Origin of the sequence: Burkholderia sp. Bp9012, from assembly GCF_003853825.1 — a bacterium.
GTDB lineage: Bacteria > Pseudomonadota > Gammaproteobacteria > Burkholderiales > Burkholderiaceae > Burkholderia > Burkholderia diffusa.
Genome location: NZ_QTQA01000007.1, coordinates 157,935 through 174,668, shown reverse-complemented (window position 1 = coordinate 174,668; position 16,734 = coordinate 157,935). Strand labels below are relative to the sequence as shown.

15 protein-coding genes and 1 pseudogene are annotated in these 16,734 nt (G+C 67.9%); 8 read left to right on the top strand and 8 right to left on the bottom strand.

Annotation, left to right across the window (positions count from 1 at the left end; all coding sequences use genetic code 11):
- Nucleotides 1-38: 38 nt before the first annotated feature.
- On the bottom strand, nucleotides 39-1,280 hold the full coding sequence (gene codA, locus DIE11_RS11930; RefSeq protein WP_124623906.1) for a cytosine deaminase: 1,242 nt from the start codon (nucleotides 1,278-1,280) through the stop codon (nucleotides 39-41).
- A 71-nt stretch (nucleotides 1,281-1,351) separates the two neighbouring features.
- A complete protein-coding gene (locus tag DIE11_RS11925) occupies nucleotides 1,352-1,816 on the bottom strand; it encodes a VOC family protein (protein WP_124623903.1) in 465 nt (154 codons plus the stop codon).
- A gap of 309 nt (nucleotides 1,817-2,125) precedes the next feature.
- Between DIE11_RS11925 and DIE11_RS11920 the strand changes: the two genes are divergently transcribed.
- The gene (locus DIE11_RS11920; protein ID WP_059599412.1) at nucleotides 2,126-3,268 is read left to right on the top strand and encodes a porin; all 1,143 of its coding nucleotides are present in this window, start codon (nucleotides 2,126-2,128) and stop codon (nucleotides 3,266-3,268) included.
- Between the two features lie 222 nt (nucleotides 3,269-3,490).
- On the top strand, nucleotides 3,491-3,793 hold the full coding sequence (locus DIE11_RS11915; protein WP_059599468.1) for a DUF4148 domain-containing protein: 303 nt from the start codon (nucleotides 3,491-3,493) through the stop codon (nucleotides 3,791-3,793).
- 140 nt (nucleotides 3,794-3,933) lie between these two features.
- Here DIE11_RS11915 and DIE11_RS11910 read toward each other — a convergent pair whose 3' ends face one another.
- The gene (locus DIE11_RS11910) at nucleotides 3,934-4,881 is read right to left on the bottom strand and encodes a LysR family transcriptional regulator (protein WP_059599411.1); all 948 of its coding nucleotides are present in this window, start codon (nucleotides 4,879-4,881) and stop codon (nucleotides 3,934-3,936) included.
- Nucleotides 4,882-5,072: 191 nt separating this feature from the next.
- Between DIE11_RS11910 and DIE11_RS11905 the strand changes: the two genes are divergently transcribed.
- Together DIE11_RS11905 and DIE11_RS11900 are read left to right on the top strand one after the other, a co-directional pair.
- Nucleotides 5,073-7,256 (top strand): FUSC family protein, encoded by a 2,184-nt coding sequence (locus tag DIE11_RS11905; RefSeq protein ID WP_124623900.1) that lies wholly within the window; start codon nucleotides 5,073-5,075, stop codon nucleotides 7,254-7,256.
- Between the two features lie 167 nt (nucleotides 7,257-7,423).
- On the top strand, nucleotides 7,424-7,636 hold the full coding sequence (locus DIE11_RS11900; protein ID WP_059599409.1) for a hypothetical protein: 213 nt from the start codon (nucleotides 7,424-7,426) through the stop codon (nucleotides 7,634-7,636).
- 138 nt (nucleotides 7,637-7,774) lie between these two features.
- Here the strand turns inward: DIE11_RS11900 and DIE11_RS11895 are convergent, their stop codons facing one another.
- Together DIE11_RS11895 and DIE11_RS11890 are read right to left on the bottom strand one after the other, a co-directional pair.
- On the bottom strand, nucleotides 7,775-8,884 hold the full coding sequence (locus DIE11_RS11895) for a P1 family peptidase (protein WP_124623897.1): 1,110 nt from the start codon (nucleotides 8,882-8,884) through the stop codon (nucleotides 7,775-7,777).
- Nucleotides 8,885-8,929: 45 nt separating this feature from the next.
- Nucleotides 8,930-10,336 (bottom strand): APC family permease, encoded by a 1,407-nt coding sequence (locus tag DIE11_RS11890; protein ID WP_124623894.1) that lies wholly within the window; start codon nucleotides 10,334-10,336, stop codon nucleotides 8,930-8,932.
- A 132-nt stretch (nucleotides 10,337-10,468) separates the two neighbouring features.
- On the opposite strand from DIE11_RS11890, the gene DIE11_RS11885 reads away from it, so the two are divergent.
- The gene (locus tag DIE11_RS11885) at nucleotides 10,469-11,269 is read left to right on the top strand and encodes a LuxR C-terminal-related transcriptional regulator (protein ID WP_124623892.1); all 801 of its coding nucleotides are present in this window, start codon (nucleotides 10,469-10,471) and stop codon (nucleotides 11,267-11,269) included.
- 16 nt (nucleotides 11,270-11,285) lie between these two features.
- On the opposite strand, the pseudogene DIE11_RS11880 reads toward DIE11_RS11885, so the two are convergent.
- Nucleotides 11,286-11,570: pseudogene (locus DIE11_RS11880) on the bottom strand (cytochrome P450); the annotation flags it as partial.
- Between the two features lie 27 nt (nucleotides 11,571-11,597).
- The gene (locus DIE11_RS11875) at nucleotides 11,598-11,975 is read right to left on the bottom strand and encodes a nuclear transport factor 2 family protein (protein WP_124623889.1); all 378 of its coding nucleotides are present in this window, start codon (nucleotides 11,973-11,975) and stop codon (nucleotides 11,598-11,600) included.
- A gap of 393 nt (nucleotides 11,976-12,368) precedes the next feature.
- Here DIE11_RS11875 and DIE11_RS11870 point away from each other — a divergent pair, with 393 nt between their 5' ends.
- From DIE11_RS11870 to DIE11_RS11860, 3 genes are all read left to right on the top strand, one after another.
- Nucleotides 12,369-13,253, top strand: a complete 885-nt coding sequence (locus DIE11_RS11870; protein WP_124623886.1) for a LysR substrate-binding domain-containing protein — start codon at nucleotides 12,369-12,371, stop codon at nucleotides 13,251-13,253.
- A 164-nt stretch (nucleotides 13,254-13,417) separates the two neighbouring features.
- A complete protein-coding gene (locus DIE11_RS11865) occupies nucleotides 13,418-14,350 on the top strand; it encodes an AEC family transporter (protein WP_124623883.1) in 933 nt (310 codons plus the stop codon).
- Nucleotides 14,351-14,692: 342 nt separating this feature from the next.
- Nucleotides 14,693-15,067, top strand: a complete 375-nt coding sequence (locus DIE11_RS11860) for a hypothetical protein (protein WP_124623880.1) — start codon at nucleotides 14,693-14,695, stop codon at nucleotides 15,065-15,067.
- A 131-nt stretch (nucleotides 15,068-15,198) separates the two neighbouring features.
- Here the strand turns inward: DIE11_RS11860 and DIE11_RS11855 are convergent, their stop codons facing one another.
- Nucleotides 15,199-16,716 carry a CoA-acylating methylmalonate-semialdehyde dehydrogenase gene (locus DIE11_RS11855; protein WP_059599401.1) on the bottom strand — a complete coding sequence of 506 codons (1,518 nt, stop codon included), beginning with the start codon at nucleotides 16,714-16,716 and terminating at the stop codon, nucleotides 15,199-15,201.
- Nucleotides 16,717-16,734: the final 18 nt, after the last annotated feature.

Below are 16,734 nucleotides of genomic sequence, written 5' to 3'. Positions count from 1 at the left end.
AATCCACGGCGGCACGTGCCGCCAACAACGCGATCGCACTACTCCGGATACGTGACGCGCTCCGGCTCCCGTCGCATGATCACCTTCCCGTGGCGCACCGACAGCGTGGCCTTCGCCTGCCGGCGCACGGCTTCGTAGTCGCTGTCCGCGTCGAGCACGACAAGATTCGCCGGCCGTCCGACCGCGATCCCGTAGCCGTCGCCGAGATGCATCGTCGTCGCGCCGTGATCGGTCACGAAGTCGAGGCAGCGCTGCAGGTCCTGGTAGCCCATCATGTGGCAGATGTGCAGGCCGGCATCGAGGACGCGCAGGATGTTGCCGTTGCCGAGCGGATACCACGGATCCTTGATCGAATCCTGCCCGAAGCACACGTTCAGCCCCGCGCGATCGAGTTCCGCGACGCGCGTGACGCCACGCCGCTTCGGAAACGTATCGAAGCGCCCCTGCAAATGGATGCTCTCGGTCGGGCACGACACGAAGTTCAGGCCCGCGCGCTTGAGCAGCCGGAACAGCTTCGAGCAGTATGCGTTGTCGTACGAGCCCATCGCTGTCGTGTGGCTCGCCGTCACGCGCGCGCCCATCCCGCGCACGCGCGCTTCTTCCGCGAGCACTTCCAGAAAGCGCGAATGCGGATCGTCGGTCTCGTCGCAGTGCACGTCGACGAGGCAGCCGGTGCGCTCGGCCAGTTCCATCAGGAACCGGATCGAGCTGACGCCCTGCTCGCGCGTGTTCTCGAAATGCGGAATTCCGCCGACGACGTCCGCGCCAAGCTCGATCGCCTGCTCCATCAGCGCGCGGCCGCCGTCGAACGACTCGATGCCTTCCTGCGGAAACGCGACGATCTGCAGGTCGATCAGCCCGCGCGCTTCGTCCTTCACTTCGAGCATCGCCTTCAACGCGGCCAGCGTCGGATCGGTGACGTCGACATGGGTGCGCACGTGCTGGATGCCGTGATCACGCAGCATGCCGATCGCCGCATGCGCACGCGTCTTCGTATCCGCGTGCGTGATCGTCGCCTTGCGTTCGGACCAGCGCTCGATTCCCTCGAACAGCGTGCCGCTCATGTTCCAGGCCGGCTCGCCGGCCGTGAGCACCGCGTCGAGATGGATGTGCGGTTCGACGAGCGGAGCAATCGCGAGACGGCCGCCCGCATCGACATCGCCGGCGCCGACAGCGGCGACCGGCGCGGCTTGCGCGTCGATCCGCGCGATCCTGTCGCCGTCGATGCCGATCGTAAACAGCCCGTCGCGACCGCGCAGGCGTGCATTGAAGAGGTTCATGTGGGTCCAGGCGTCATGCGGCGCGAGCGCCGCGTGGTGGGGAAAACCGGCTCCGGCGATGCGTGCCGCGCTTATTTGAAATCCTCGATCGTCAGGCCGGTGGCCGCGCGCATCTCGTCGTTCGTCACGTCTCGCACGTGCTTGCCGAACGTCCACACATGCCGGCCGGGATCGCGCGCGCGATACATGCGATCGCCGTAGAACTGGTCGGCCGGCGCCTGCAGGATCTCCGCGCCGGCCGCACGCGCGCGCTCGCAGTGCGCGTCGATGTCCGCGTCGTCGGCAAGGTGCACGTGGACGTGCTGCGTGTTGCGGTCGCCGGTGTCTTCCGGTGAGGCGATGAAGTCGGCCCACGCGCCGCCAATCATGACGAGGCTATCGCCGAACTTCATTTCGGCATGCGCGATGTCGCCTTCCGGCGTGGTGACGACGATCGAGCGCTCGAAGCCGAATGCGCGTTCGAGCCATGCCAGCGCGGCTTTCGGGTTGCGGTAGCACAGCGCGGAACTGAACGACGGACGGCGAGGCGTGGTCATCGGATGTCTCCGGATCTCGGCATTGGTCTGCTCATTCTCCACGCGCGCGGCGCGGCAATCAACTCCCGCGCCAGCGACGCGCGTGTTGTCAATGCGCGACACGGCGAACGCGGCCACACGGCATCTCGCGTCGCGCCGTCGACGAAAACGCACGCCATCCGGCCTCCGCATCGATTTGTGAACGCCGTGTGACGCACTCTTGCGCAACTCGCAACGGTGCGCTCGCGCGCCGGCGGCCGTCATCGCGCGACCCCGCCCCTACACTGGCGCCGAACTTTAGTCACTTGTCCCACACGCAGGAGCAGTTACATGAAGAAAACCCTGATTGCCGCCGCATCCGCCACCGCGCTGTTCGCCCCGCTCGCGCATGCACAGAGCTCGGTCACGCTGTATGGCCTGATCGATGCCGGCATCGCATACACGAACAACGCGGGCGGCGCCTCGCTGTGGCGCATGACCAGCGGCACCGTCAATGGCAGCCGCTTCGGCCTGCGCGGCACGGAAGATCTCGGCGGCGGTCTGAAGGCGCTGTTCGTCCTCGAAAACGGCTACAACGTGAACAACGGCGCGCTCGGCCAGGACGGCAAGCTGTTCGGCCGCCACGCGTATGTCGGCCTGACCAGCAGCGGCTACGGCACGCTGACGCTCGGCCGCCAGTACGACACGATGGTCGACTTCGTCGCGCCGCTGTCCGCGACGTCGGGCGACTTCGGTGATACCGGCTTCGCGCACCCGTTCGACAACGACAACCTGAACCACTCGGTGCGCATCAACAACGCGGTGAAGTACACGAGCGACACGATCGCGGGTTTCAAGGTCGGCGCGCTGTACGGCTTCTCGAACTCGACGAACTTCGCCGGCAACCGCGCGTACAGCGTCGCGGCGAGCTACACGAACGGCCCGCTGAAGCTGGCCGGTGCTTACCTGCAGATGAACGGCACGAAGGGCTCGACGAGCGCGAGCCCGGGTGCGACCGACGTGGCCGAAGCGAAGAGCGTGAGCCAGGGCGGCTGGTCGGTGGGCGCGGACCGCATGCGCAGCTACGGCGGCGGCGTCAGCTACGTGTTCGGTCCGGCGACGGTCGGCTTCGTCTATACGCGTTCGCAGTACGACAACTCGGGATCGTTCGGTTCCACCGGCCAGGTCGCGTTCAACAACTACGACGTGAACGTGCGCTATGCGGTGACGCCGGCCGTCAGCCTCGGCGCCGCGTACGTGTACACGGACGCCAGCGTGTCGAATCCGGACAGCAAGCACGGCACCGATCCGAAGTGGCACCAGGTCGACCTGCAGGCGGTGTACAAGCTGTCGCGCCGCACCGACCTGTATGCGGAAGCGATGTATCAGCACGCGTCGGGCCGCGGCTACCAGGCGTTCATCAACACGTCTGGCGGCGCATCGAGCACCGCGAACCAGATCGTCGGCACGATCGGCATGCGTACGCGCTTCTGAGTTCAGCGCTGCAGGATCGCACGTCGCCCGCCAGCCGCGAACCTGTCTTGACGGACAGGTTCGTGCAGCGCGGGCGACGTGCGTCAGTGTTGTTCCATCTGGAAATCTGCTTGCCTGGAATCGGGGTTTTTGTGCCGGCGCGCGCTGCATAGACTGGCATCAATGGTTCGGATCACACATCGATCGCCGGACCGGCCTCACCCCCGCCTACAGGAGAACATCGTGAAATCGCTCGTCGTCACCGCCGCCGCTGCCGTCCTGCTTGCCGCACCGGCCCTGTCGTTCGCTCAGTCCGCCAAGTCGCCCGTCACGCGCGCACAGGTGCTGCAGGAGCTCTACGACCTCGAATCGGTCGGCTACAACCCGTCGCTCGGCGACGCCGGCAACTATCCGGACGACATCATGGCCGCGCAGGAGCGCCTGGCGGCAAAACGGCTCGCCGAGCACAAGGCCGCGCATACCGCATATGGCCCGGCCGGTGCGGGCGCAACCGAATCGGGCGTCGCCGTCAAGCCCGCGCTGTAAATGCATGACGACTCGCCGCGCCCGCACGACGCATGTCCTGCGGGCGCGGCGCATATCGCGCAAACCGGTCCGTGACGATGGATGCGGCCGGACAGCGTGCCGTCCGGCACGCGGCCATCCTTTTCTTTCCGTATTCGCCCTCAGGCAGCCTGCGGTTCCCGCTCGATCGCGTTCAGCATCTCGACGTCGTGCGCGATCATCCCCGGCACCTGCGCACGCAGCATCTCGACCCAGGTGCGTACCTTCGCGTCGACGAAGCGGCGCGACGGATACAGTGCATAGACGTTCATCTTCTGCAGGATGTGACCGGGCAGCACACGCACGAGCGTGCCGTCCTGCAACGCGTCGATCGCCGAGTACAGCGGCAGCATGCCGATCCCGATGCCGTCGCGAATCGCGAGCGCGAGTGACTCGGCCGTGTTGGTCTGCACCGGCCCGGCGACATGGATCTGCTCGACGCCCTCGGCGCCTTCGAGCACCCATTCGTGGGTCGGAAACGCCGGCGTACAGAGCGTCAGGCACGCATGCGCGCCGAGATCCTGCGGGCGCGCCGGCGCGCCGTGACGCTTCACATACTCGGGTGACGCGCACAGGATGCTGAAGGTCGAGCCAAGCAGGTGCGACACGAGCTCCGAATCGGGCAGCGACGACGCGGTCACGACCGCCATGTCGCTAGTGCCGTCGAACAGGTCGGGCATGCGCTGCGACAGCGACAGCTCGATCGATACGTCCGGAAATTGCGTGTGGTAGCGCGTGAGCGCGGGCATCACGTAGTGATGGCCGACGCTCGCGAAGCTGTGCATGCGCAGCACGCCGGCCGGCCGCTCGTGCGCGCAGCTCGCCTCTTCCTCGGCGCGATCGACGTCGGCGAGGATCTGGCGGCAGCGCCGCAGATAACTTTCGCCGGCCGACGTCAGCGCGAGGCGGCGTGTCGAGCGATTCATCAGACGAGTGCGCAGGCGCGCCTCGAGTTCCGACACCGCGCGCGACATCGCGCCCGTCGTCGAATTCAGCGATTGCGCGGCCGCGGTGAAACTGCCGGTCTCGACGACGCGCGTAAACACCCGCATGTTTTGTAGGGTATCCATACCTGTGAGCCACCTGTAGCGGAGCCGCTATTTTCCTCCAGCAGATGCGACAGATTGTTACGCGCCCTGCAACTATCGTTTCCCTGCAGCTGCGTTAATGCCCGCGCGCCGCACTCCTACAATCGGCGCCTCATCAGTCGAATGGACCCGTCCGGACGCGCCGCGACACCGCACGCGCCCCCTCTTTCTTCATGAAGCCACAACCTGCGAGCGAGCGACCTTCCATCGAACCGGCACGATGGAGAACCTGGCTCGATCCGCTCGGCGGCGCCGCGCGCGACTGGGCCGCAAGCGACGGGCTGATCTGGCTGCACCTCGCCAAGACCGTGCTCGCCGCGCTGCTCGCGATGGGGATCGCGATGCGGCTCGAGATGTCGCAGCCGCGCACGGCGATGACGACCGTGTTCGTGCTGATGCAGCCGCTGTCGGGGATGGTGTTTGCGAAGAGCTTCTACCGCGTGCTCGGCACCGCGGCCGGCCTCGTCGCCGCGCTCGCGCTCGGCGGGCTGTTCGCGCAGCAGCCGGAGCTGTACATGGCCGGCATCACGCTGTGGATCGGCGGCTGCATCGCGCTCGCGGTCCGCAACCGCCATTTCCGCTGGTACGGGTTCGTACTCGCCGGCTACACGGCCGCGCTGATCGGCCTGCCCGCGGTGATGACGCCGCAGACGCTGTTCCAGTCCGCGCTCACGCGCGCCGCGGAAGTCGCGCTCGGCATCGCATGCTCCGGCGCGGTCAGCGCGCTGATTCTTCCGCTCAGTTCCGCGAAGGCACTGATGCGCTCGCTGACCGCCCGTCATGTGAAGTTCGCGGCATTCGCGGCCGGTGCGCTGTCGGGCGACCTCGCACGCGGCGATTTCGAGCGGCGCTTCGCCGATTTCGTCGACGAGATCGTCGGCTTCGAGGCCAACCGCGCGTTCGCGTCGTTCGAGGACCCGCACATTCGTGCGCGCAGCCGCCGGCTCGCGCGCCTGAACAGCGAGTTCATGAATGCGTGCACGCGCCTGCATGCGCTGCATCAGCTCGTCAAACGCTTGCGTGCAAACCGGTCCGACGCAGTGCTCGACGCGCTCGCGCCGCACATCGATGCGCTCGCGCAGCGGGTGACCGCGTTGCGCGACGAGCGGCAGCGCGGGATCGCGTCGACCACCGGCGCGCTGCTCGAACTGCGCCGCTTTCACGGCGCGCTGCCGAAGGCCGCGCGCGCGTCGCGCCGCGAGATCGAGGATCACGCGGCCGGCGGCCTGCTCGACTTCGACACCGCGATCGAGCTGATGTATCGCTTCATCGGCGAGTATCTCGGCTATGCCGACACCAACGCGTCGCTCGACCGCGACGATCACGCGTTCGAACGCTCGGTCACGCACTACGCGGTGAAGACCAATTCGTTCTTCGTCGGCTTCACGTTCCTGCGCACGCTCGTCGCCGTCGGCGCGATGAGCGCGTTCTGGATCGCGTCCGAATGGCCGAGCGGCCCGCTCGCCGTCATCGCCACCGCGATTGCATGCGCGCTGAGTTCGACGTCGCCGCGGGCGCCGAAATTCGTCGCGCAGATGGGCGTCGGCGCGGCATTCGCGACAGCCGTCGGCTATGTGTTCCTGTGCTACGTCTATCCGAACATCGACGGCTTTCCGCTGCTGTGCGCGACGCTCGCGCCGGTGCTCGGCCTCGGCGCGTTTCTCGCGATGCGCCCGGGCCTGTCCGGCTACGGGATCGGCTTCGCGGTGTTCTTCTGCCTGCTCGCGGGCCCGGACAACGCGATCGCGTATACGCCCGAGGTGCTGATCAACAACGGTTTCGCCGTCGTCGTCGCGATGCTCGCGTGCTCGATCGTGTTCGCCGTGGTGTTTCCGACCCACATGCCGTGGCTCACATCGCGTATCGCGCACGACCTGCGCCGCCAGGTCACGCTCGCGTGCGAAGGCACGCGCGACGGCCTCGCGGCACGCTTCCAGTCGAGCACGCACGACCTGATGGCGCAGTTGCGCACGCTGCTCGTCAAGCGCACGCGGCATCATCGCGACGCGCTGCGCTGGATGCTGTCGACGCTCGAAGTCGGCCATGCGGTGATCGACCTGCGCGACGAGCTGCACGGGTTCTGCGAATCGAAACCGCCGCAGACGCTGCACTGGACCGCATCGATCGATGCGGTGCTACGCGAGCTGCCGCGATTCTTCGACGATCCGACGCCGGCCCACCATGCGCGCACGCTGAAATCGGTGAATCTGGCGATCCGAGCCGCCCAGCACACGCTGCACGCGTGGTACGCGGTGCCCGACGAACGCCATCGCATGCAGCGCATCATCGGTTGCCTGCACTTCATCCGCAGCGCGCTGCTGGACAAGGACGCACCGTTCAATCGCCATCGTCATTGACCGTCGGCGGCGATCGGCGGCGATCGGCGGCGATCAATGCGCGCGCAACGTCATACTTGTTCCGATTGGAAATAAGCTCTGCACCCGCGGTGATTAATCTTTAAGCAGTGCGAGCCTATAGTTTCCTCACTGCCAGCGAGACTGGCACTGACCCAGGAGAAACCCAAATGAAGCCGCTGCACCTCGCCCTCGTTGCCCTGTCGCTCACCGCCGCTGTCGCCCATGCCCAGCCCGCGCCGGCCGACGTCGCGCAACAACCGGCGAACCGCGCCGAAGCCGTCCAGGCCGCGGGCCGCGCCGATCGTGCGCAATCGAAGCAGGAAGATCCGAACGCATGCGTCGGCCCCGTCAGCTTCTGCAACGTCTACTTCGGCAGCTGAGCATGACGCCGCGTCGCCACGGCCAGGCCCGCCGCGCACGCATCGCACGCATCGCATGCGCGCGCGCACGGCACGCCGGCCGATCGCCGCAACGACACTGTCCGCCACGCCGCTTCGATTGAAGCGGCGCATGCCGTTTCAGGCGCCGCGCCCCGGCCGCCACCCCACTTCGCGCAACGCATCCAGCAAACGCGCCTGCCCCAGCCCTTCGACCCGCGCGCCGCGCGATTCGACGTCGCTCCCCGCGACCAGCGCATTCACGATTGCCTCCTCCACCGCCTCCGCCGCCGCGACGAACAGCGCGGAGATGTGGTCGTTGTTCACCATCTTCACGGCCGTCGTCGGCGCGCCCTTGCTGCCGTAGTTCGCGGCCGGCAGCCCGTCGTTGCCCGTCGCGAACGCCAGGAAGATGTCGCCGCTCGAATCCTCGGTGCCGCCGCCGACGCGGGCCAGCCCGACGCCCGCCCGCTGCGCGAGGCGCGTGCACTGGTGCGGCAGCAGCGGCGCGTCGGTCGCGATCGTGACGACGATCGAACCCATCCCCGCCTCGCCTTGTGCATCGGGTGTGCGAAACGGCGAATGTACGTGCCGCAACACCTCGCCGACCGGATAACCTGCCACGCGCAACATCTCGCGCACGCCGTAGTTCGCCTGCACGAGCGCGCCGACGATCCAGCCGCCCGCGTCGGCCGCGACCACGCGCGACGCGGTGCCGATGCCGCCCTTGAACTCGTGGCAGATCATCCCGGTGCCGCCCCCCACGCCGCCTTCGGCGACCGGCCCCGACTGCGCGGCGGCCAGCGCGCGCAGCACGTGCGCGGCGCTCACGTGCTGCCCCCAGATGTCGTTGAGCAGGCCGTCGTAGGTTTCCATGACGACCGGCATGCACCAGTACACGCGGCCGGCCGCGGCTTCGCGCTCGTTCGCGACCAGCGCATCGCGCACGGCGCCGACGCTGTGCGTGTTCGTATAGGCGATCGGGGTCGTCAGCAGGCCGGCTTCGCGGATCCATTCGAGCCCGGTCGCGTCGCCGTTGCCGTTCAGCACATGGACGCCCGCGAAGCACGGCGAATCGTGCGCCGCGCCCGCGCGCGGCTCAATGACGGTGACGCCGGTGCGGATCGACGCGTCGCCGTTCTCGACGTTCAGCGTGCAATGTCCGACCCGCACACCCGGTACGTCCGTGATCGCGTTGAAGCGGCCCGGCGTGCCGAGTCCGACGCGGATGCCGAGATCCCTCGTGCGCATGATGCAATTCCTCCCGTCTTTCAATGGTTCGGTGTGTCGAAATGGTCAGAGCGAGCGGAACGCATCGCTGTGGCGCGCCCAGACCGCATACATCGCGAGCGCGGCTACCAGCAGCCCGCCGATGATGATCAGGTCGGTCGGCTTGGTCGCCGTCGCCAGTGTCGTGTAGAGCGTGTACGCGGCGCCCGCGACCGCGACGAGCGGCGTCACGGGCCACAGCGGCATCCGGTAGTGATGCTCGACGTCGCGGCGCACAAGGCGACTCGCCAGCGCGGCCAGCCCGACGACGAGGTAGATCAGCAGCAGCAGGTCGACCGTGAACGCGGTCAGCTCGTCGAGACTCGACACGAATACCAGCCCCGACGACGGCACCGCCAGCGCGAGCGTCGCGAGCCACGGCGACTCGAAGCGCGGATGGATCGTCGAGAACGCGCGGTTGCAGGTGCGCGACCAGAGTGCATGCCGGCCGCTGCTGTACAGCAGGCGCCCCATCGTGATCACGATCGCGATGATCGCGTTGAACACCGACAGGAAGATCCCGCCGCTGACCACGCGCGACACCGCCGGGTTGCTCAGCGAACGCACGACATAGCCGATCGGGTCCGCGCTCTTCGTCAGCTCCGTCAGCGACGGCGCGCCGAGCACGATCGCGGTGAGCGGAATCAGTTCGACGACGAGGATCACCAGCAGCGAATAGATCACCGCCTTCGCGACGTTGCGGTTGCCGCCGCGCAGGTCTTCAGCGAGATAGGCGGCGGAGCCGAAGCCGTTGTAGCAGAAGATCGCCGTGCCGATCGCGGGCACGATCGCCGCGAGCGTGGCCGGCACCAGCGCATTGCCGCTCGCGACGACCGGCGCCATCAGTGCGTCGGCGCCACGATGCGGGGAGCCGAATCCGAGCCCCGCGATCAGCATCAGCACGCCGATCTCGACGACGAGAAACGCGCCGGTGATCCACGCATTCGTCTTGATGTTCAGCATGCCGAGCACGTAGCTGAGCAGCACGATCGTGAGCGCGACCGGCTGATTGCCGAAGTGCGTGCCGAGCGCATTGTTCAGATACGGTGCGGCGCCGCTCGCGAGCACGGCCGGGATGAATACGCTGACGGACAGCACCGTGATGAACGTCAGGTAGCCGGGTAGCGTGCCGAACACACGTTTGGCCATCACATATTCGCCGCCCGCGCTGCGATGCGCGGCGCTGAGCTCCGCGTAGCAGAGCGCGAACGCGAGCGCGAGCACGCCGCCGAGCAGGAACGACAGCACCGCGCCGCTGCCGGCCTGCTGGATCGCGAATGGCGCGATCACGAAGATCGAACTTGCGGGCGTCACGCCCGACACGGTGATCATCACCGCGTCGCGCACGCTGAGCGTCTGCGACAACGCGCGCGGCGCGTCTTCCGTGGCAGGCGTCGCTTGCAGCGTGCCCGTCGATTCCGACATCATCGCCATTTCGTTCTCCTGTTGCTCCTACCCTGCTCTTTTTTGAACACCCATACTCGGGCCCGATTGATTGCGTGGCAGTCTAGGAAGCCAAATTCAGGACCGCTATTCCCCCTTCGTGTTACACCCTTCGGTGGTGGTATGGATCGACTTTTCTCCGAATTCGCGATGCACCAGGCGCTTGGCCGCGCGATCGATCATCTGGGCGAGCCGCGCTTCTGGCGCTTCCTGGTGCTGCTGCTCAACGAAATGGTGCCGTTCGACAACGCGCTCGCGACCGCGATCGGCCGCGACGGCGTGCCGCTCGTGCTCGACGAATACGACACGGGCGGCTCCGACAGCGCGTCGCCGGTGCCGCTTTACCTCAATGGGTTATATCTGCTCGATCCATTCCTGCAAGCCGCGCACGACGGGCTCGCCGACGGCTGCTACCGGCTCGAGGAAGTCGCGCCCGACCTGTTCCGGCAGAGCGAGTATTTCCTGAGCTACTTCCGCGACGCGGTGGGCGACGACGAGATCCAGATCCTCGTGCGGCCCAACGCCGACACGCTGCTGTCGTTGTCGCTCGGCGCGTCCGCGCGCTTCGACGTCGAGCCGCTCGGCAAGCTGACGGCCGCGATGCCGTGGGTGCTCGCGACGATCCGGCAGCACTGGCGGCTGGTGGGCGATGCCGCGCGCACGACGCCCGACGACGATCTCGGAGCGCGCGTCGAGCAGGCGCTCGCGCGCTTCGGCGCGGGCGTGCTGACCGATCGCGAGATGTCGATCGCAAGAATGGTGCTGCGCGGCAATTCGTCAAAGGCGATCGCGGAGCGGCTGGCGATTTCACCCGAGACGGTGAAGGTGCATCGGCGCCATCTTTACGCGAAGCTCGGGATCTCGTCGCAGCCGGAGCTGTTTTCGCGGTTCATTCAGGCACTCGGGGAGGATGCGGCGGGCTGAGCGCGACTCCGCCGCGTCACGACGATGCGACGTTCGCCGCCAACCGCGTCGGCGCGATCGCCAGATGCAGCGCGCGCGTCGGCCGCAGCGTCACGTTCAGCGTCGCGCGCGGTGCCGCCATGCCGGGCGGCACTGATAATTCATGGCGCTGCAGGATCATGGCCGCCACCACCGTCATTTCCGTCATCGCCAGATGCTGGCCGAGGCACACGCGCGGCCCCGTGCCGAACGGCATGTACGCGCCGCGCGGAATCGGCGGCGCGTCGTCGGCGACGAATCGTTCTGGATGTACCGGCTCTGGGTATGACGGGCCGCTGCCCGTCACGCATCAGCCGCCCGATTCGATGAACCCGCCCTCAGGCGCCTGGTGCGGCACATACCAGCCGAAATACACCTCGGCCTCGACGATCCGGCCATCGCGGACACGCAACCGCTCCGCATTCCGGAACCGCCTGCCCGCAATCGTGTCGGCTTCGTACACGACGAACACGTATTCGCCGTGCACGGCGACGTCGACAAACGCGAAGCTGGCGAGCATCGCGCTGTTCGGCCAGCAGCGCGCCAGATACGTGTCGCGGTCGAGCCGGTTGTCGAGCGGGCTCGTGAAATGGAAGTCTGGTGCGATCAGCGCTTCGATCGCGTCGCGGTCCTTGTCGACATACGCGCGATAGCTGGCTCGCGCAACGTCACCGGGGTCGTCTGTCATCGTCGTTACTCCGCGAAGGGCGGGGCCGACGCGACAGCCCGCGTCGCCCCGAGGCATCGATCAAACGCATGCGGGCGGCACGAACGACCACGACCGCCCGCGCATGCAGCTATGCGCGCACGCCCGACTCGATGCCATTCACGAAAACCCGCACCGGGCGATCGCCGCGGCCGCCTGCACGCGCCGTGCCACGCCACGCTTTCCGCCGCGGGCACCGATGCCGCGGCTGCCCGTTGCCCGTTTCCGCACGCACGGGCATGATGTCCGCCAGCGTGCCGGCCGGGCCGCCCGGCTTCGGCGGTCATCGGCGCCGCGACCGGCATGTCTTCCATGCGCCGCCGGCATCATCGAGCAATCCGCGTGCCGGCCCCGGCCGCCCACCTCATCGAGTCCATGTCACTACGCGCATTCAGAACGCTGGTCGCGATCGCCCGATACCGAACCTTCGCACGCGCCGGCGAAGCGATCGGGCTCACACAATCGGCCGTGAGCCTGCAGATCAAGACGCTCGAAAGCGAATACAACGTCCGGCTGTTCGACCGTTCGCGCCGCCAGCCGGTGCTCACCGAAGCCGGCAACATCCTCGTCGCGCAGGCCGAGCAGGTGCTCGCGATGGTCGACCGGATTCCCGATGCGCTCAGCGACGAGAAGAAGCTCGTCGGCCGCCTGCGGATCGGCGCGATCCAGACCGCGCTGTCCGGCCCGCTGCCCGATGCGCTGCTCGCGCTGCGCGCGGCGCACCCGTCGTTGCGCGTGCACGTATCGGCCGGCATGTCGGCCGAACTGGCGAACCGCGTCGCCGCCGGCGAACTCGACGCCGCGATCACGACGCGCCCGGTGCGCCCGCATCCGGCGGAACTGACATGGACCACGCTGTACGAAGACCGCTTCTGGCTGCTCGCGCCGCCGCAGTATGCGGAGCGCGACGCGGGCACGCTGCTCGAGGAATTGCCGTTCATCCGCTTCGACGCGCAGGCGTGGGCCGGCCGGATGATCGCCGCCGAGTTGCGCCGCATCGGCGTGCGCGTGCGCGAGGAGATGGTGCTCGACAGCGCGGAGACGATCGCGCGGATGGTCGCGCGCGGGCTCGGCGCGGCGATCGTCGCGCTCCCCGACTCGACGCTCGCGCGACTGCCGCCCGTCACGCGCTTGCCGTTCGGCCAGCCGCAGATGGGCCGTGCGGTCGTGCTGCTCGAACACCAGTCGCGGCCGGCGGCGCGTTTCGCGCGTGCGCTGGCCGCCGAAGTCACCGCGTCATCGATGAGAATTTCTCATTGAACACCCGATAATTAACCATTATTCCTGCTGCATCCGCGTGTTAACTTGGCGGCATCGTCACTCTTTCGATTGCGTGCCGCCATGTTGCCCGCCGGATGGATTCCCGCTTCGTTCCGCTGCTCCGCGTGCCTGCCGTCCCGCCCGTGTCGCCTGAAGGCGCGTCGATGATCGGCCCGATCCTGCTCGCGCTCGCGCCGGTCGCGCTGCTGGTCGCGCTCGGCCACGGCCTCCGGCGCACGGGCTTCATCGGCGATGCGTTCTGGCCGCACGCCGAGCGGCTGTGCTACTACGTGCTGCTGCCTGCGCTGTTCGCGAACGGTCTCGCGAATGCCCGGCTGCAAGCGCTGCCCGTCCTGCCGCTCACGGCGGCGCTGGTCGGCTCGACCGTGTTCGTCTCGATCCTTCTTCTGCTGGTCCGCCGTTTCGTGTCGGTCGACGGCGCCGGGTTCACGTCGGTATTCCAGGGCGCGGTGCGCTTCAACAACTATGTCGGCACCGCACTCGCCGCCGGACTCTTCGGCGCGCACGGAATCGCGCTCGCGGCCGTGTGCGTCGCGGCGATCGTGCCGACCGTGAACCTGATGTGCGTGCTGGTATTCGCGCGCTACGGCGACACGCGGCTCGGCGCGTGGGCGCTCGTGCGTCAGATCCTGTCGAATCCGCTCGTCGTCGGGTGCGCGCTGGGGATCGCGATGCAGGTTGCCGGCATCGCGTTTCCGGCCGCCGTCGAACCGGCCGTGCGCGCGCTCGGCGCCGCCTCGATGCCGCTCGGCCTGTTGTGCGTGGGCGCCGCGCTGAAGTTCGACGCGGCGCGCGAATGGATGCAGCCGACGTGCATCGCGTCGGCGTTCAAGTTCATGGCGATGCCGCTCGCCACGCTCGCGGCCGGCCGCCTGTTCGGGCTCGGCGATGCCGCACTGACCATCGCGCTGCTGTTCCAGGCGCTGCCGACGTCGTCCTCGTCGTACATCATGGCCCGCCAGCTCGGCGGTGACGCGCCGCTGATGGCCGGCATCACCGCGTTCCAGACGATCGCCGCCGCGCTCGCGATGCCGGCCGTGCTGACGGCGCTTGGGTCGGCGCCGGTGTTTCGCTGACGGCCCGGCACCGCGGCGTGTCGCTTTCCGTCGTGGACGCGCGGCCGCAGGGGCCAGTTCAACTCGCGAAGGTTCGGGGACGGATGGCGAATCCCGCCGCACGCGCGTAACCGCCGCGTCGTTGCGCGAGACACACGCATCGCCGATGTGCCCCCGGTTCTTCTCGCAGCCCCGCCAAAAACCGCCTATGGTGAATGAAGCGCGTCCGTGCCTCCGCCATTCGACTTCACGTCGCTCGCACCGGCGGCCACGGCGCCGCGTTCCGGCACCATTCCCCGCAGTCGCGTGCACGCCCGGCCATGCGTGCGGCTGCGCCGCCCACCGGACTACAAGGAGGTAATCATGAAAGCCGTGCTGCTCGTCAGCTCCGCCGTGCTCGCCATGGCGTCCGTTTCCGCCTCGGCTCAAGGCTCGATCACCAAGGTCGAAAACGGCGCGCTCGTCGCCGCGAACGGCATGACCGTCTATGTATTCGACAAGGACAAGCCCAACGCCGGCACCAGCGCATGCACGGGCCAATGCGAATCGTTCTGGCCGCCGTACAAGGCCAGCGCGACCGACGTCCCGGTCGGCCCCTACACGATCGTCAAGCGCGACGACGGTAGCCCGCAATGGGCCTACAAGGGCAAGCCGCTGTATTTCTTCTCGAAGGACATGAAACAGGGCGATCGCAACGGCGACAACTTCAAGAACATCTGGCACGTGGTCGCGCCGTAAGCGCGCCTTCGCCGTCTTCCGAGGCGGCACGGCCGCCGCACGTGTGAAAAGGCCCGCCCCGGTCATCGACCGGGCGGGCCTGTGCGTCTTTACGCCGGCCGGCGCGTGTCGCGTTGCGGCCGGATCGCGCGTCAGCGGTTCGACGGAAAGCTGAACACCGTCCCTTCGCGTACGCCGGCCGAGGGCCAGCGCTGCGTGATCGTCTTGCGTTTCGTGTAGAACCGCACCGCATCCGGGCCGTACGCGTGCAGGTCGCCGAACAGCGAGCGCTTCCAGCCGCCGAACGAGTGGTACGCGACGGGCACCGGCAGCGGCACGTTGATGCCGACCATGCCGATCTGGATGTTGTCGCTGAAGTAGCGCGCCGCTTCGCCGTCGCGCGTGAACAGGCACGTGCCGTTGCCGTATTCGTGCGCGTCGATCAGCGCCATCGCTTCGTCGAGCGACTTCAGGCGGATCACGCCGAGCACCGGCCCGAAGATCTCGTGCTGGTAGATCGGCATGCCGGGCTTCACGTTGTCGAACAGGCACGGGCCGAGGTAGTAGCCGCCGTCGTGGCCGTCGACCTTCACGCCGCGGCCGTCGACGACGAGCGTCGCGCCCGCTTCCACGCCCGCGTCGACGAAACCCGTCACCTTCTCGAAATGCTGCTGCGTGACGAGCGGGCCCATGTCGACGCCCGCGCCGTTGCCCGGGCCGACCTTCATCTTCTCGATCTCGGCCTTCAGGCCCGCGACGACCTTGTCGCCCGTTTCATCGCCGATCGCGACGACCAACGGGATCGCCATGCAGCGCTCGCCGCACGAGCCGTACGCGGCGCCCATCAGCGCATTCACCGCGTTGCCGATGTCGGCGTCGGGCATCACGACCGCGAAATTCTTCGCGCCGCCGAGCGCCTGCACGCGCTTGCCGTGCGCGCAGCCGGTCGAGTAGATGTATTCGGCGATCGGCGTCGAGCCGACGAAGCTCACGGCCTTCACGCGCGGGTCGGTCAGGATCGTGTCGACCGCTTCCTTGTCGCCGTTCACGACGTTCAGCACGCCCGGCGGCAGGCCAGCCTCGAGCGCGAGCTCGGCCATGCGCAGCGTCGACGACGGCGTGCGCTCCGACGGCTTCAGCACGAACGTGTTGCCGCACGCGACGGCCATCGGCCACATCCACAGCGGCACCATCACCGGGAAGTTGAACGGCGTAATGCCGGCCGCGACGCCGAGCGCCTGGAACTCGCTCCACGAATCGATCGCGGGGCCGACGTTCTTGCTGTGCTCGCCCTTCAGCAGCTCGGGCACGTAGGTCGCGTATTCGACGTTCTCGATCCCGCGCTGCAGTTCGCCCATCGCGTCGGCGAGCACCTTGCCGTGCTCGGCGGTAATCAGCGCGCACAGCTCGTCCGCGTGTTCCTCGAGCAGCGTCTTGAAGCGGCTCATCACACGCGCGCGCTTCAGCGGCGGCGTGTTGCGCCACGCCGGGAACGCGGCCTGCGCGGACGCGATCGCGGCTTCGACGGTCAGCTTGTCGGCAAGCGCGACGCTCTTGTGCGATTCGCCGGTGGCCGGGTCGAACACCGGCTGGACGCGGCTGCCGCCGTCGACGCGCTTGCCGTCGATCAGGTGGCCGACGGTGGAGGTCACATTGCTGTCGTGTTTCATGTTTCTGGCTCTGTCGTG

What these genes read in the sequence shown, in the direction of transcription:
- DIE11_RS11875 (WP_124623889.1), bottom strand. Translation starts at nt 11,975, where the DNA reads ATGACAGACGACCCCGGTGACGTTGCGCGAGCCAGCTATCGCGCGTAT.
- DIE11_RS11885 (WP_124623892.1), top strand. Translation starts at nt 10,469, where the DNA reads ATGGATCGACTTTTCTCCGAATTCGCGATGCACCAGGCGCTTGGCCGC.
- DIE11_RS11890 (WP_124623894.1), bottom strand. Translation starts at nt 10,336, where the DNA reads ATGGCGATGATGTCGGAATCGACGGGCACGCTGCAAGCGACGCCTGCC.
- DIE11_RS11900 (WP_059599409.1), top strand. Translation starts at nt 7,424, where the DNA reads ATGAAGCCGCTGCACCTCGCCCTCGTTGCCCTGTCGCTCACCGCCGCT.
- DIE11_RS11905 (WP_124623900.1), top strand. Translation starts at nt 5,073, where the DNA reads ATGAAGCCACAACCTGCGAGCGAGCGACCTTCCATCGAACCGGCACGA.
- DIE11_RS11855 (WP_059599401.1), bottom strand. Translation starts at nt 16,716, where the DNA reads ATGAAACACGACAGCAATGTGACCTCCACCGTCGGCCACCTGATCGAC.
- DIE11_RS11925 (WP_124623903.1), bottom strand. Translation starts at nt 1,816, where the DNA reads ATGACCACGCCTCGCCGTCCGTCGTTCAGTTCCGCGCTGTGCTACCGC.
- codA (WP_124623906.1), bottom strand. Translation starts at nt 1,280, where the DNA reads ATGAACCTCTTCAATGCACGCCTGCGCGGTCGCGACGGGCTGTTTACG.
- DIE11_RS11865 (WP_124623883.1), top strand. Translation starts at nt 13,418, where the DNA reads ATGATCGGCCCGATCCTGCTCGCGCTCGCGCCGGTCGCGCTGCTGGTC.
- DIE11_RS11895 (WP_124623897.1), bottom strand. Translation starts at nt 8,884, where the DNA reads ATGCGCACGAGGGATCTCGGCATCCGCGTCGGACTCGGCACGCCGGGC.
- DIE11_RS11910 (WP_059599411.1), bottom strand. Translation starts at nt 4,881, where the DNA reads ATGGATACCCTACAAAACATGCGGGTGTTTACGCGCGTCGTCGAGACC.
- DIE11_RS11870 (WP_124623886.1), top strand. Translation starts at nt 12,369, where the DNA reads ATGTCACTACGCGCATTCAGAACGCTGGTCGCGATCGCCCGATACCGA.
- DIE11_RS11860 (WP_124623880.1), top strand. Translation starts at nt 14,693, where the DNA reads ATGAAAGCCGTGCTGCTCGTCAGCTCCGCCGTGCTCGCCATGGCGTCC.
- DIE11_RS11920 (WP_059599412.1), top strand. Translation starts at nt 2,126, where the DNA reads ATGAAGAAAACCCTGATTGCCGCCGCATCCGCCACCGCGCTGTTCGCC.